General features: G+C 37.3%; 17 protein-coding genes. 14 read left to right on the forward strand and 3 right to left on the reverse strand.

The window, feature by feature from the left end; all coding sequences use genetic code 11:
* Positions 1 to 3: 3 nt before the first annotated feature.
* From DET49_RS00590 to mnhG, 5 genes are read left to right on the forward strand one after another with little or no spacing between them, the layout of a single operon-like run.
* The gene (locus tag DET49_RS00590; RefSeq protein ID WP_133546206.1) at positions 4 to 357 is read left to right on the forward strand and encodes a Na+/H+ antiporter subunit C; all 354 of its coding nucleotides are present in this window, start codon (positions 4 to 6) and stop codon (positions 355 to 357) included.
* Complete coding sequence (locus DET49_RS00595; RefSeq protein WP_133546207.1) at positions 354 to 1,874, forward strand: proton-conducting transporter membrane subunit; 1,521 nt, start codon at positions 354 to 356, stop codon at positions 1,872 to 1,874. Before DET49_RS00590 ends, DET49_RS00595 begins: the two co-directional genes overlap by 4 nt.
* Entirely contained in the window at positions 1,874 to 2,350 is a 477-nt protein-coding gene (locus DET49_RS00600) for a Na+/H+ antiporter subunit E (RefSeq protein ID WP_133546208.1), read from the forward strand. The genes DET49_RS00595 and DET49_RS00600 overlap by 1 nt, the downstream gene beginning before the upstream one ends.
* A complete protein-coding gene (locus tag DET49_RS00605; protein WP_133546209.1) occupies positions 2,347 to 2,622 on the forward strand; it encodes a cation:proton antiporter in 276 nt (91 codons plus the stop codon). The genes DET49_RS00600 and DET49_RS00605 overlap by 4 nt, the downstream gene beginning before the upstream one ends.
* Entirely contained in the window at positions 2,619 to 3,029 is a 411-nt protein-coding gene (gene mnhG / locus DET49_RS00610; protein ID WP_133546210.1) for a monovalent cation/H(+) antiporter subunit G, read from the forward strand. The genes DET49_RS00605 and mnhG overlap by 4 nt, the downstream gene beginning before the upstream one ends.
* Positions 3,030 to 3,036: 7 nt before the next feature.
* On the opposite strand, the gene DET49_RS00615 is transcribed toward mnhG, so the two are convergent.
* Positions 3,037 to 3,480 carry an MgtC/SapB family protein gene (locus DET49_RS00615; RefSeq protein ID WP_133546211.1) on the reverse strand — a complete coding sequence of 148 codons (444 nt, stop codon included), beginning with the start codon at positions 3,478 to 3,480 and terminating at the stop codon, positions 3,037 to 3,039.
* A gap of 34 nt (positions 3,481 to 3,514) precedes the next feature.
* Here DET49_RS00615 and DET49_RS00620 point away from each other — a divergent pair, with 34 nt between their 5' ends.
* From DET49_RS00620 to DET49_RS00660, 9 genes are all read left to right on the forward strand, one after another.
* Positions 3,515 to 4,663, forward strand: coding sequence for an aminotransferase class I/II-fold pyridoxal phosphate-dependent enzyme (locus DET49_RS00620; protein WP_133546212.1), 1,149 nt, complete (start codon positions 3,515 to 3,517; stop codon positions 4,661 to 4,663).
* Complete coding sequence (locus DET49_RS00625; RefSeq protein ID WP_133546213.1) at positions 4,660 to 5,067, forward strand: DUF2007 domain-containing protein; 408 nt, start codon at positions 4,660 to 4,662, stop codon at positions 5,065 to 5,067. Before DET49_RS00620 ends, DET49_RS00625 begins: the two co-directional genes overlap by 4 nt.
* Before the next feature lie 2 nt (positions 5,068 to 5,069).
* On the forward strand, positions 5,070 to 5,687 hold the full coding sequence (bioD, locus tag DET49_RS00630) for a dethiobiotin synthase (RefSeq protein WP_133546214.1): 618 nt from the start codon (positions 5,070 to 5,072) through the stop codon (positions 5,685 to 5,687).
* 154 nt (positions 5,688 to 5,841) lie between these two features.
* Positions 5,842 to 7,110, forward strand: coding sequence for an adenosylmethionine--8-amino-7-oxononanoate transaminase (bioA, locus tag DET49_RS00635; RefSeq protein WP_133546215.1), 1,269 nt, complete (start codon positions 5,842 to 5,844; stop codon positions 7,108 to 7,110).
* 65 nt (positions 7,111 to 7,175) lie between these two features.
* A complete protein-coding gene (locus DET49_RS00640) occupies positions 7,176 to 7,760 on the forward strand; it encodes an SET domain-containing protein (RefSeq protein WP_133546216.1) in 585 nt (194 codons plus the stop codon).
* Between the two features lie 97 nt (positions 7,761 to 7,857).
* Complete coding sequence (locus tag DET49_RS00645; protein WP_133546217.1) at positions 7,858 to 9,015, forward strand: beta-ketoacyl synthase N-terminal-like domain-containing protein; 1,158 nt, start codon at positions 7,858 to 7,860, stop codon at positions 9,013 to 9,015.
* A gap of 86 nt (positions 9,016 to 9,101) precedes the next feature.
* Positions 9,102 to 10,193 carry a biotin synthase BioB gene (bioB, locus tag DET49_RS00650; RefSeq protein ID WP_133546218.1) on the forward strand — a complete coding sequence of 364 codons (1,092 nt, stop codon included), beginning with the start codon at positions 9,102 to 9,104 and terminating at the stop codon, positions 10,191 to 10,193.
* 69 nt (positions 10,194 to 10,262) lie between these two features.
* On the forward strand, positions 10,263 to 11,075 hold the full coding sequence (locus tag DET49_RS00655; RefSeq protein WP_317130286.1) for a cupin-like domain-containing protein: 813 nt from the start codon (positions 10,263 to 10,265) through the stop codon (positions 11,073 to 11,075).
* On the forward strand, positions 11,075 to 11,953 hold the full coding sequence (locus tag DET49_RS00660) for a cupin-like domain-containing protein (RefSeq protein WP_410527954.1): 879 nt from the start codon (positions 11,075 to 11,077) through the stop codon (positions 11,951 to 11,953). Before DET49_RS00655 ends, DET49_RS00660 begins: the two co-directional genes overlap by 1 nt.
* 140 nt (positions 11,954 to 12,093) lie before the next feature.
* Here the strand turns inward: DET49_RS00660 and DET49_RS00665 are convergent, their stop codons facing one another.
* Together DET49_RS00665 and DET49_RS00670 are read right to left on the reverse strand one after the other, a co-directional pair.
* On the reverse strand, positions 12,094 to 12,519 hold the full coding sequence (locus DET49_RS00665; protein ID WP_133546364.1) for a regulatory protein RecX: 426 nt from the start codon (positions 12,517 to 12,519) through the stop codon (positions 12,094 to 12,096).
* A 180-nt stretch (positions 12,520 to 12,699) separates the two neighbouring features.
* The gene (locus DET49_RS00670) at positions 12,700 to 14,238 is read right to left on the reverse strand and encodes a ribonuclease E/G (protein WP_133546221.1); all 1,539 of its coding nucleotides are present in this window, start codon (positions 14,236 to 14,238) and stop codon (positions 12,700 to 12,702) included.
* Between the last annotated feature and the right edge of the window lie 86 nt (positions 14,239 to 14,324).

Here is a 14,324-nt window from a genome sequence, read left to right on the forward strand (position 1 = left end):
TTTATGGAAATTATTTTAGCGATAATTATAGGGGTTCTGTATGCCGCGGGTATATATATGATTCTACGTAGGAGTTTGGTAAAACTCATTATTGGGATCATACTTCTAGGAAATGGGGCAAACCTTCTTATTTTTCTTCTCGGAAGAATCACCGAAGGTGCACCGCCAATTATCCCAGAAAACTCCAAGGTTTTTTTAGAAGCCTATGCAGATCCTCTTCCCCAAGCATTAATATTAACAGCAATCGTAATTAGTTTCGGTTTACAATCTTTTGCCATAATCCTTGTAAAGAGAGCACATAAAGTGGTAAAAACAGATGATCTCGACGAAATGAACGCAACAGACGAAGATTCATGACACAACAATTAATATTATATCCTTTACTGCTGCAATTATTTTTGGCTATACTTCTTATGTTCTTTTGGAGGAAGATAAGTGCGCAACGTATAATAAGCATGATAGGAAGTCTTATTCATCTCGCAGTCAGCATTGGTGTTTTTGCCTATATCTGGAACCATGGCACCCAAACGGTGCAAGCGGGAGACTGGGAAGCACCCTTCGGAATTACTTTTATAGCTGATACTTTTGCGGCTACAATGGTCTTATTAACCTCAATTGCCGGGCTTGCAGTTTCTATATTTTCATCTGGCTCGGTGATAAGTGATCGTTTACGGTTTGGGTATTTCCCTATTTTTCACTTCTTGCTTTTAGGCCTTACAGGAGCATTTTTAACTGGTGATATCTTCAACCTGTACGTTTGGTTTGAGATTATTATAATTAGTTCATTTGTGCTCATCACTATTGGTGGGGAAAAAGCACAGTTAGAGGGTGCGGTAAAATATTTCACCCTTAATTTCCTAGCGTCCATGATCTTTTTAACGGCAATTGCTGTGCTGTACGGTTTAACCGGAAGCCTGAATATGGCTGATCTTGCGGGCAAAGTGGCAGCAGTTGAAAATAGGGCCTTAGTAGAAATTGACGCTATCTTATTTTTAATTGCCTTTGGTATTAAATCGGCACTTTTTCCTTTATACTTCTGGTTACCAGCTTCCTATCACACCCCTCCATCTGCTGTTTCGGCAATTTTTGGAGGTTTGCTTACAAAAGTGGGTGTATATGCTTTAATCAGAGTGTTTACATTAATTTTTGTCGGAGATGTTTTACTAGATCAAATTTTGCTTGTGCTGGCTATCTTCACCCTTTTTAGTGGAGCTTTAGGTGCTTTGGTTCAAAATAATATTAGAAAAGTGTTTTCATATTTAATCATATGTCATATTGGTTATATGATTATTGGTTTAGGAATGTTTACTGAAGTAGCTATTGCTGGGGCAATTTTCTATTTGATTCACGATATCCTGGTAAAGACGAATTTGTTTATGATGAGTGGCCTTATTTACAGAATTACTGGTTCCAATAGTATGAGGGCATTAGGAGGTTTCTATGCCAATTATCCTAAATTAAGTTTACTATTGTTTATTCCGCTATTTTCGTTGGTCGGGATTCCACCTCTTTCTGGTTTTTGGCCCAAAATTTCATTAATCACTGCTGCTTTCGAGTCTGAAAGTTATTGGAGCCTGGCGGCAATTATTTTTGCAAGTTTTATTACCTTGGTGGTAATATCTAAACTTTGGGCCGAAGTTTTTTGGAAGGATGTTCAGGAAATTCCGGCAAGACCTAAATTCAGGTATTTTCATAAGATCAGAAATATAAAGAGAATCCAGATCGTGGTACCCATTGTTTTTTTAAGCCTGGTTTCTTTGTACGTAGGTTTCGGAGCGGAACACATTCAAATACTTTCGGCGAGAATTTCATCAGAACTAATGGATAGTCAACAATATATTGACGCGGTACTTAACTCACAAAAAACCCAATAATGAAGAGCAGGTTTGTATCTAACTTATTACTCACCTTTGTATGGGTTGCCCTTACTGGGGATTTTGGTTTTCCAAATTATGTATTTGGATTTATTGTCAATTTTTTCATTTTATGGGTAATTACGCGAGGAAACAGGGATGCTCGATACTTTACAATTATACCTAAACTAATTGCTTTCTTTTTCTATTTCCTGTGGGAATTGTTTAAAGCTAACCTGCAGGTGGCATATGAGGTAAGTACTCCGCATTATAGAATGAAACCGGGAATTGTAAAAGTCCCACTTAGCGTGCAAAGTAACCTGGGGATTACTTTTTTAGCGAATATGATTTCGTTAACCCCTGGAACTTTAAGCCTTGACGTTTCTAATGATAAGAAAGTACTGTATGTCCACAGTATGTATATAACCAATAGGGAGGAATTTATAGATGGGATTAAAAACGGATTTGAAAAACGAATTTTGGAAATTTTGAAATGACGCTAACGGATTATTTATATTATGTTATTTTACCCTTATTGGCCTTTTCGGTACTTCTTATAGTATACCGATTTATAAAAGGTCCTAGTATCGCGGATAAAATTATTGCTCTAGATGTATTAATTACTACTGGCATTGGAATCATCGGGGTTTACAGTATTATTCATGGTAGATCTACTTTCTTGGATACTGCTATGATTTTAGCATTAATTGCTTTTTTGAGTACCGTAGCTTTCTCGTATTACCTTGAAAAAAGAAATAGAAAAAAATGAGTTCGATAATTATAGGAATTTTAGTCACATTAGGAACCTTGTTCGTATTGCTTTCCGCAATTGGCCTTATACGAATGCCCGATACTTATATGAGGATTTCGGTGAATACCAAAGCAGCTACACTCGGCGTTGGATTGATTTTGGTAGGGACAGCTGTGTTCTTTAACGATCTTTCTACTACTTCCAGGTCACTGGTTATCATTCTTTTTGTTTTTCTTACTGCGCCGGTTAGTGCGCATTTAATTGGAAGAGCCTCATATTTTACCGGGGTTAAACTTTGGAAAGGATCTGTTGTAGACGATTTGAAAGGCAAATATCAAAAGAACTCTTATATATTAAAAAGTGAAATTGATGATACCCCTGAAGATAATGTAGATCATACCAAACTAGATGATGATAATAAATAATAATCCTTTAATTTTCATCATTTTCCTTATTTCCTTTACGCCTAATTAGCTTCTTTTCTACAAATCCAAAAAGGAGGTTTATTGCCACTATGGTCAGGCATACAATTAGAAGTGCTTCATACATTTTCAAGGCAGCTAATCCACCGGCACCGGCACTACACCAAATTGTAGCAGCTGTAGTTAAACCTTTAACGTTTTTTCCGTGTTGAAGGATAGTTCCAGCCCCAATAAAACCGATCCCGGTAACTACCTGCCCCAAAACTCTCGTGATATCAACAAATTCTTCACCCCTAAATTGCAGAGAAAGTAGGATAAAAACACAGGAACCAAGAGCAACAAGAGCGTTAGTTTTTAATCCAGCACTTTTTCCGGTAATCTCTCTTTCTATGCCTATAAAAAGACCTGCGATAGCTGCCAGACCTATGCTTAGGCTAAATTCTGCAAGTTCCATATTTTTAGGTTGGTTAATATCGTAATTTTACCCTATGCAAGAATTACCTTTAAAATTAGCGAAAACTTTGGGAATTAGAAAGCAACAGAATGCGTTTCGAAGCCTAAAGCAGAATGTAAAATTAATAGATTTCTCTTCCAACGATTACTTGGGATTGGCTTCTTCGGAAAAAATTTATAGGCAGGCCCATCATATTTTAAGTAACAATACACTGTTGAAGAATGGTGCCACCGGTTCCAGGTTGCTGTCGGGAAATCATAAAATTTATGATCTAGCCGAAAATTTTCTAGCAGAGTTTCATCATTCCGCAGCTGCTTTAATTTACAATTCGGGTTACGATGCTAATATTGGTTTTTTCGCTTCTGTACCTAAACGTGGTGATGTTGTTTTTTATGATGAACTGGTACATGCTTCCATACGGGATGGAATTATTATGAGTAACGCCAAATCTTATAAATTCAAGCATAATGATACGGAAGACCTAAAAATTAAGCTAAAAAGAAATCCAAAATCTGAAACTTCAGAAATTTATATAGTAACCGAATCTGTTTTTTCTATGGATGGAGCGTTTGCTCCTTTAAATGAATTAACTGGTCTTTCAGAAGAATATGGTGCTTTTTTGATCGTGGATGAAGCCCACGCTAGTGGTGTTTTTGGAGAAAAGGGAGAAGGATTGGTTCAGCAATTGCAACTTCAGCATAGGGTCTTTGCCAGATTAATTACCTTTGGAAAAGCGCCTGGATGCCACGGCGCGGTAATTCTAGGCAGTAAGGGCCTTAAAGAGTACCTGGTTAATTTTTCCAGAAGTTTAATTTATACCACCGCTTTACCGCCACATTCTGTGGCCACGATAATAGCGGTATATCAGAATTTTCAAGAGGGGTTTCCAGGAATTCAGCAATTACACCAAAATATTATTTTTTTTAATCATCAGTTAGAAAAGAACAAACTGGTAAAATATTTCATTCCAAGTAAATCGGCCGTTCACAGTTGTATTATTCCAGGCAACGAACAAGTAAAAAAGATAGCTGGAGATTTGGCAAAGGAGGGTTTCGATGTAAAACCAATACTTTCTCCAACCGTTTCAAAAAACAGGGAACGCTTAAGGTTTTGTTTGCATTCTTTCAATTCGGAAAGTGAAATTACTGGAGTGTTAAAAAAACTTACTAAATTAATCCCTTGAAAGAGACATTTGTAAATATTGCCTGCTACCAGTATTCTTCTGAAGCCCAAATAGTAAAGGGTAAATTGCAGTCGGAAGGCATTGAGGTATTTTTAGCCGATCAGGTTTTAATAGATACTGATCCTTTGATAAGTCAGGCCATAGGTGGTGTTAAAATGAATGTTCGAACCTGTGATAGAGCACGGGCATTAGCCGTTTTAAACGAAATTGAAAACTATTCACTTGATAATGAAGGGAAAAGGTTAATATGCCCAAGCTGTAATAGTATTCATGTAAAAGTTTACACCAATGTAAAAGATTTACGTTCTTTTTTGGCTTTTCTGATTTCATTTCTCACCTTCTCCTTACCAATTCATTACAAATACGATTACTATTGTGAAAGTTGTAAAAATAAATTTAGTTAGAAATGAAACATACTTATTTTGTAACCGGTATCGGAACCGAAGTCGGTAAAACAATTGTTTCGGCTATCTTAACCGAATCCTTGCAAGCCGATTACTGGAAACCCATACAGGCCGGAGATCTCGAGAATTCTGATAGTATTAAAGTAAAAAAATTAGTTTCGAATGAAAGCATTGTTTTTCATAAAAATTCTTTTGCTTTAACAATGCCAATGAGTCCCCACGCTGCTGCTGAAATTGATGGGGTTAAGATTTTTTCAAACAAAATAAAACGTCCAAATACCGATAATAATCTGATAATTGAAGGCGCCGGTGGTTTAATGGTGCCTATCAGCGACAAAGAGATCATTGCCGATTTAATACAACCGAAAGATCGTATAATTTTGGTTTCACGCCATTATCTGGGAAGTATCAACCACACTTTACTCACCATTGAGGCACTGAAATCTCGCAAATTGCAATGTTTTGGAATAATTTTTTCTGGTAAAAAAAATAAATCTACAGAAAGCATAATTGAAAAAATGAGCGGGGTTCCCGTTCTTGGAAGAATAGACCAGGAACCTTATTTTGATCAGAATATAGTGAAAGAATACGCGGACATCTTTAGAGAAAAATTGCAATAAATACATCAAAACAATTTTAAGAAAATAGGCGTTCAAAAATGGAGTGTTATAAACTCTTATCCGCTATGAACCGCTCAGGTTGCTTTTTCCTGGAATTATCAGGAGACCAATTATATATATCAATTTTTGAGCTAACTAACCCATTCTAAAAGAAATGAATCTAGTTTTCCGAGACCAAAAACACCTTTGGCATCCGCTAACCCAACATAAAATTTCTCCCGAAGCCATACCTATTGTAAAGGCCAAAGGAAGTATACTCTACGCTGAAGACGGCAGTCAATACATAGATGGTATTTCATCCTGGTATACCGCTATGTACGGACATTGTAATGAATTTATTTCCGGTAGAGTTGCAGCGCAAATGCAGAACCTGGATCAGGTTGTTTTCAGCGGTTTTACTCACGAGCCCGCGGTAAAACTTTCAGAGGAGCTTATAAAGATTTTACCTGGAAATCAACAAAAATTATTTTTTAATGACAATGGGTCGACGGCTACTGAGATTGGGATTAAAATGGCATTGCAGTACCATTACAACCAGGGGAATAGGCGTAATGTAATGTTGGCTTTTGAGGAAGGTTTTCATGGAGATACTTTTGGGGCTATGTCGGTTTCTGGTCTTTCGGTTTATAATGGCGCCTTTGAGGAACACTTTATTGAAGTCATACGAATTCCCGTTCCCCTTGGAAAGAACAATTCAGAAGTTATATCCCAACTGGAAATGCTTATTTCAGAAAATGATATTGCCGGATTTATCTATGAGCCGCTAGTTCAGGGTGCTGCTGGGATGAAAATGCATAATGCGGAAGGTTTGAATGAAATTTTAAACATTTGTCAGAAAAATGATATTATTTGTGTGGCAGATGAAGTGATGACTGGCTTTGGGAAAACAGGGAAATATTTCGCTTCTGATTATCTAGCAACTAAACCCGATATTATATGCCTTTCTAAAGCATTGACCGCCGGATTGTTGCCTATGGGATTAACCACCTGCTCGCAAAAAATTTACGATGCATTCTACGATGATAAAATCTCAAAAGGATTATTCCATGGCCATACTTATTCAGCGAATCCACCTGCTTGCGCTGCAGCAATTGCAGGAATAGAATTGTTGGTTTCCGAAGAAATTCAACAGAACATAAGAAAGGTAATTAAATCACACCAGGCATTTGATGAAAAAATAAAGGACCATCCTAAAGTGACCAATCGTCGGCAACTTGGTGTTATATATGCTTTTGATATCAACCTGAAAATGGACCGTTACGGAAATCTTCGAAACCAGCTTTATAAACATTTTATGGACAATGGTGTGTTTTTAAGGCCCCTTGGCAATACCATATATATTCTGGCACCTTTCACGGTTTCTCAGACCGAACTGGATAAAATCTACCACGTTATTGAAGACCTGTTAGATAAATTTTTGTAATAAATTTTTAAGTCGTTTAAAAGCAAAGGTTTAAATGGTTACATTAGAATTAAATTTTTGCCATTATGATGCATCCAGATACCGAATTGCGATTTATAAATGAAAAAGTGGGCTATGGCGTGGTTGCTACTAAAAATATCCCAGAGGGTACAATTACCTGGGTTCAGGACGATTTAGACCGTATTTTTTATACCTCTCAGGTAGAAAAACTACATCCTAAAAGTTTGAAAATGTTGGATAAATATGCATTTCGAAATCGTTTTGGCGATTTGGTACTGTGTTGGGATTTGGCTAAATATGTTAACCATAGTTTTAATTCTAACTGCTTTTCTACTGCCTATGGTTTTGAGATCGCGATAAAGGATATTGAGATTGGCGAAGAGCTAACGGACGATTACGGGTATTTAAATATTGATGAAGCTTTTGAACCAAACCAGGAAAAAAGTTCCAGGAAAAAGGTGTATCCGGATGACTTGCTAAACTATCATAAAGAATGGGATGAAATTCTACAGAAATCTATCCGAAAAGTTGAGATGGTATATCAGCCGCTGATCGAACTTATCTCAGAAGGAATCCAGTTGGAGTTGCAAAAAATTCTCTTGGGTGAAAAAGAAATGGATTCTATTTTAAACCTTTATTATCAGCGTTAGGCTTCTTAGAATCTTATTTCAATTCTATTAATTTTTTAAGCAGAATATTTAGTGGTTGATACTACAGACTGTATTTTTGCTAAAAAAATAATCAGTTTTGAAATCACCAGTATTTATATCTTCATTTGGCACTGTTTCTGCCCTTGGGCAGTCCAAAGCAGAAATATGGAACAATTATAAAACTCCTAAACATTTTATTACCAAACATATGTTTGGTAATAAGGAAGCTTTTGCGGCATTTTTACCTAAAGAAGTGCGAAATGATATTGAAACACTTAGGAATACCAACAGCCAGTATGGGAAAATAGACGAATCCGTTCTGTTCGCAATTTTTTCTGCCAGAAAAGCAATTAAGGAAGCGGGCTGGGGGAATGATAAAAATATAGGGATTAATATTGGGAGCTCGCGAGGGGCTACAGGATTATTCGAAAAATACCATAAAGAATTTATCAAAAACGGGGAAGCTTCAACCCAGGCTTCACCTTCAACTACCTTAGGTAATATTTCTTCCTGGGTTGCCCAAGACCTTCAAAGTGCCGGCCCTGAATTTTCTCATAGCGTGACCTGCTCAACCGGTTTGCACGCGATTGCAAATGCAATTGCCTGGATGCAGGCGGGCTTTTGTGATAAATTTCTTGCTGGAGGTAGTGAAGCTGCGCTTACGCCCTTTACCATAGCCCAGATGAAGGCGATGAAAATCTATGCCTCAGAAGAGCTTGATTTTCCATGCCGTGCTTTAGATATGAAGAAAAAGCGAAATTCTATGGTGCTGGGGGAAGGTTCAGGAATTTTGGCCTTACAAAATCAAAATTCAGAGGAAGCACTTGGTAGAATTACAGGGATTGGTTACGCGACCGAAATTTTGAAACACAGCGTTTCAATTTCAGAACATGGAGAATCTTTGCAAAAAGCGATGAGAATGGCAGTTGGCAAAAAAGAACTTTCCGAGATTGATGCCGTGGTGATGCATGCCCCAGGGACTTTAAGAGGAGATCTTTCCGAAGTGAATGCATTAAAGGCTGTTTTTGGTGAAAATATTCCTGCTATGACCAGCAATAAATGGAAGCTTGGCCATACCTTCGCCACTTCTGGAATACTGAATTTGGAGCTGGCTGTTTTGATGCTGCAGCATCAGGAATTTATAGATGTTCCCTTTTCTGAAATCAGTAAAATCCCATCTAAATTAGAAAATATCTTGGTGAATGCCATTGGCTTTGGTGGGAATGCAGTGTCTATATTGGTAAGCAGGAAATAAGCTTTTTGAGAAAGCTTTGAAAACTTTCTTCGCCGAAGGTCTATTAAAGCGCAGTTTTATTTATTTTTGAAATCAAATCTATTTCTATGGCTACAAGACATAACTGGACAAAAGAAGAAATACTCGAAATATACAACAAACCATTAATGGAGCTGCTTTATGAGGCGGCCACTGTGCACAGGGAACATCACGATCCCAATACTGTACAGGTTTCAACCTTACTTTCCATTAAAACCGGTGGCTGCCCAGAAGATTGTGGCTATTGTCCCCAGGCAGCGAGATATCACACCAATGTGGAAGGAAATGACCTTATGAGTGTAAGTCAGGTCAAAGCACAGGCATTACGCGCAAAAGCATCAGGAAGTTCCCGGGTTTGTATGGGTGCAGCCTGGAGAAATGTAAAGGATGGGGTGGAATTCGATTCTGTTTTGGAAATGGTGAGAACCATTAATAAACTAGATATGGAAGTTTGTTGTACCCTAGGAATGATAACAGAAAATCAGGCGCAGCGACTTGCCGAAGCCGGATTGTATGCATATAATCATAATTTAGATTCTTCAGAAGAATATTATAAAGAAGTTATTTCTACTCGTGGCTATCAGGACAGATTAGATACTATAGGAAACGTTCGAAAAACCAATGTGACAGTCTGTAGCGGTGGAATTATTGGAATGGGTGAAAGTGCAAACGATCGTGCTGGAATGCTGGTGGCCCTATCTACCTTGAGTCCACAACCAGAATCTGTACCAATTAACGCTTTAGTGCCAGTAGAAGGAACTCCAATGGAGGAACAAGAGCCAGTTTCTATCTGGGAAATGGTGAGAATGGTAGCAACGGCTAGAATTGTCATGCCTGAAACTCAGGTTAGACTTTCGGCAGGAAGAACTCAAATGAGTAGAGAAGGACAGGCGATGTGCTTTTTTGCTGGTGCCAATTCAATTTTTGCTGGGGATAAGTTACTGACTACACCAAATCCTGATGTCAGTGAGGATATGGAATTGTTTAAATCCTTAGGGTTGAATCCTCAGAAAGCTTTTGAGAAAAAACAGCAGCCTGAAAGTGTTTCTGCCGAAGATTCCAAATACCAGAATTTAGGTGAAAAGCCAAAATGGTCAAGACCCGGGCACAAGATTGAAAGGAATTTAGAGGCGCAACAAAAATCCAAGGCCAAGGTATAACAAATCGAAATCTTGAAACTGAATCTGCAAAACATACCGCGGGTTAAAACGCTTTCAAAAGAAGAATTTTTGAAAGACTATTTTATTCCAGAAAAACCGGTTGTGTTTGAAGAGCTCTCTGCCGATTGGCCTGCAACCCAAAAATGGGATTTTGATTATTTTCGGAAGAAAGCCGGAGATATGGTAGTACCCCTGTATGACGGAAAACCAGCAAAAGGCAGACAAAGTTCTCATGGACCCGTAAAGAAAGTCCCTATGCGGGAATACATTGATATCCTGGAGAAGGGTCCCACACAACTGAGAATGTTTTTCTTTAATCTTCTTCAAAATTGCCCGGATTTAATCCATGATTTTCAATATCCCGATTTAGGGGTGAAATTCTTTAAAAAGTTACCCGTATTATTTGTCGGAGGACAAGGAAGTAGTGTTGTTATGCATTATGATATGGATCTGGCCAATAATTTTCATTTTAATTTTATCGGGGAAAAAAGAGTGATCCTTTATCCTCCTTCCGAAACAAAATTTTTGTATCATGTACCATACTCCATAGTTAGTATGGAGATAATAAATATGGATGATCCAGATTTTGAAAAGTATCCGGCACTAGCTATAGCTCAGGGATTTGAAACTAGACTAAAACATGGTGAAGCCCTTTATATTCCAAGTAAGTGGTGGCATTTTATAAAATATGATACTGCCAGTTTATCCATGACCTTAAGGTCATTGCCGCAAAAACCTGGACGAATCGCCGAGGTGTTTAAAAATTTGATGATTACTCGAAATTACGACAATTTAATGCGTAAAATTAAGGGGCAGGAATGGGTGGATTACAAGAATAGAAAAGCAATTGAAAACACGCATAAAAGTGCTGGAATCGAATGATGGAGAAAGAAGATCGCTTGAATTTAGAACCTATACCAAGGCTAAAGAATATTTCTAAAACTGATTTTTTAGAACAATATGTTCGCCAACAAAAGCCTGTGGTAATTGAACACTTAACAGATGACTGGCCAGCTAAGCATAAATGGAGCCTGGATTATATCAAGAAAGTAGCTGGAGAGAAAACAGTACCGCTATACGATAACCGTCCAATTCATTCAAAGCAAAAATTTAACGAACCCCATACTGAAATGAAAATGGCAGAATATATAGATCTGCTGAAATCCAAACCTACTAATTACCGTATTTTTCTTTATCATTTGTTGAAAGAGGTCCCTGTTTTACAAAAAGACTTTAAGTTTCCTGATTTGGGAATTCGTTTTCTAAAGCAACTGCCCACTTTGTTTTTTGGAGGAGAGAATTCCAAAGTTTTTATGCATTATGATATTGATTTTGCTAATATCCTACATTTTCACTTCCATGGAAAAAAACGCTGTATTCTTTATCCACCTACTCAGACTAAATACCTATATAAAGTACCTCATGCCTTAATTTCCCGTGAGGATATAGACTTTAACAACCCAGATTTTCAAAAATTCCCGGTTTTGAGAAAAGCAAAAGGCTTTGTAACTGAATTAAACCACGGCGAAGCCTTATACATGCCTGAAGGTTACTGGCATCAGATGACTTATTTGACGCCCGGTTTTTCTATGAGTTTAAGGGCTACTCCAAGAACACTGACCAATTTTTCTAAAGCGGTTTATAACCTTGTTGTGATGCGTAATTTTGATAATTATATGAGGAAATTAAAAGGACAAAAGTGGATAGATTACAAAAACGAAGAAGCGATAAGGCGAACGCATAAGAAAAATAAAGTTTAGCTACCAATTTCCTTTATATCCATTATTTCAAGGAGTATTAGAATCAGTGGGTTATTTTTTTCGTTTCAATCTTTGAAACATGGGCAAAATAAAAAAATCACCAGCCTTAATTTCGTCCGTGGGTGAATAGGATAATAAACTTACTCTAACAGCTCGTTTGCGGTATCAAATACAAGATTACTCTCATAGCCTTTACGAAGCAGGAAATCGGCTAATTTGCCCTTCTTCTTATATTTATCTGGATCTTTGATAAGCCTGAGCTTCTTTACGGCGAGTTCATTTAATGTGGAGGAGTATTCTTGTGGATCTATTTCTGAAAGAGCTATCTTAATTATAGGAATGGAAATCTCCCTAAATTTTAATTCTTGTTTGATTTTAACCCTTCCCCATTTTTTTATCCTGAATTTTCCCCGTACAAAACTTCTCGCAAATCGTTCTTCATTTAAAAAATCTTCCTGCATGAGTTGAATAATGATTTGCTCCTGTGCCGCTGGAATCATTTTCATTTCAATTAATTTTTCTTCAACTTCTTTTTGGGAACGGTCTCGGTAGGCGCAAAATTGCATCAATTTGATAGTTGCTTCTTTAACGGTATAAGATTTTTTTATTTCTTTCAAGATGGAATATTGCAGATTTGAGAGTTCAAAAATAGTAATAAAAGTAGGGATAAATCGGTGCAGAAGCAAGGTTTGATTTCAGGCTATTACATAAAAAAAACGCCTTCCGAATGAACGAAAGGCGTTAGTTTAAAGGATTTCATTTCCTTCTTTATCGTGAAAATGATATTCCATGTACGTGTAAGCGTCTCTTGGTAAAATTTTAACCCAGCGCTTATGGTCTAAAAACCATTGGGAGCGGGGAGATGGAAAGCCTTTTGTTAGAAAGGCAGCAATAAATGGGTGCGCACTCAAAGTGATCTTTTTATGATCTTTCTTAATGAGTTTTTCCAGGTCGGTTTTCATTTTGTTTATTAAAAGTATCGGTGCTTCAATCTCACCAGATCCGTTCGGATTGTCCTCACGGGTTTTAATATTCATTTCCGGCCTTACGCGTTGTCTTGTAATTTGTATCAACCCGAATTTGCTCGGTGGCAAAATCTTATGCTTTGCACGGTCGTCACTCATTTCGTTTCTAAGGTGATCAAACAGGGTCTTGCGGTTTTCTGCTTTTCCCATGTCTATGAAGTCGATCACGATTATGCCACCCATATCACGCAATCTTAATTGCCGGGCTATTTCTGTGGCGCTAATCATATTCACCTCTAATGCAGTATCTTCCTGGTTTCTGGATTTGTTGGAACGATTACCGCTATTGACGTCTATAACGTGCATAGCTTCGGTATGTTCTATTACCAGGTAGGCGCCTTTGCTCATAGAGACGGTGCGCCCAAATGAAGTTTTTATTTGTCTTTCGATACCGTATTTTTCAAAAATTGGAACATTAGATTGATATAATTTAACAATCGATTCTTTACTCGGGGCGATCTCGCCCACATAGTCTTTAATTTGTGTATAAAGCGTTTCGTCATCTACAGTAATAGAAGTGAAAGAGTCATTAAAAATATCTCTTAACAGGGAAGATGCCCTGTTTAATTCTCCTAATACTTTAGAGGGATGATGCGGTTTATACATCTTTTTGCACATTCCTGTCCAACGATCCATCAAATTTTGAAGATCTCTATCCAGTTCTGCTACTTTTTTGCCTTCGGCTACGGTTCTTACAATAATCCCAAAACCTTTGGGTTTAATGCTTTTTACCAATCGCTTTAACCGGTCTTTTTCTTCTTTGCTTTCAATTTTTTGTGAAACTGAAATACGATTAGAAAAAGGTACCAGTACGATATATCGACCCGCGATAGAAAGCTCTGAGCTTATTCGAGGGCCTTTGGTAGAAATAGGTTCTTTTACAACCTGAACCAATAACGATTGATTTGACTTTAAGACATCGGTAATAATTCCGTCTTTGTCAATATCCTTTTCAAATGTAAAATTCTTTAAGGAATAATCTTTTAATTTACCTGTGCTTACACGTTTTATGAACTTAAGCATAGAAGAAACCTGAGGGCCGAGATCGTGATAGTGTAAAAAACCATCTTTCTCATAACCGACATTGACAAATGCGGCATTTAACCCAGGAACAGCTTTTCTAATTTTAGCGATAAAAATATCACCAACATTAAATTTGTTGCTATCTTCTTCCTTGTTGAGTTCAATAAGTTTTCCATCTTTTTGTAAGGCAAAATCTACAGCAGAGGTTCCGGACCGGATAATTAATTCTTTGTCCACTCTATTAGATTTTTGTCCCGATTGTATCGGGATGGATTAAACATTATTTTATCACAGGTTTTTTAATCCTGAAGAAACCCTAAAAA

It is taken from the genome of Salegentibacter sp. 24 (genome assembly GCF_004362395.1).
In the GTDB taxonomy this organism is placed as follows: Bacteria; Bacteroidota; Bacteroidia; order Flavobacteriales; family Flavobacteriaceae; genus Salegentibacter.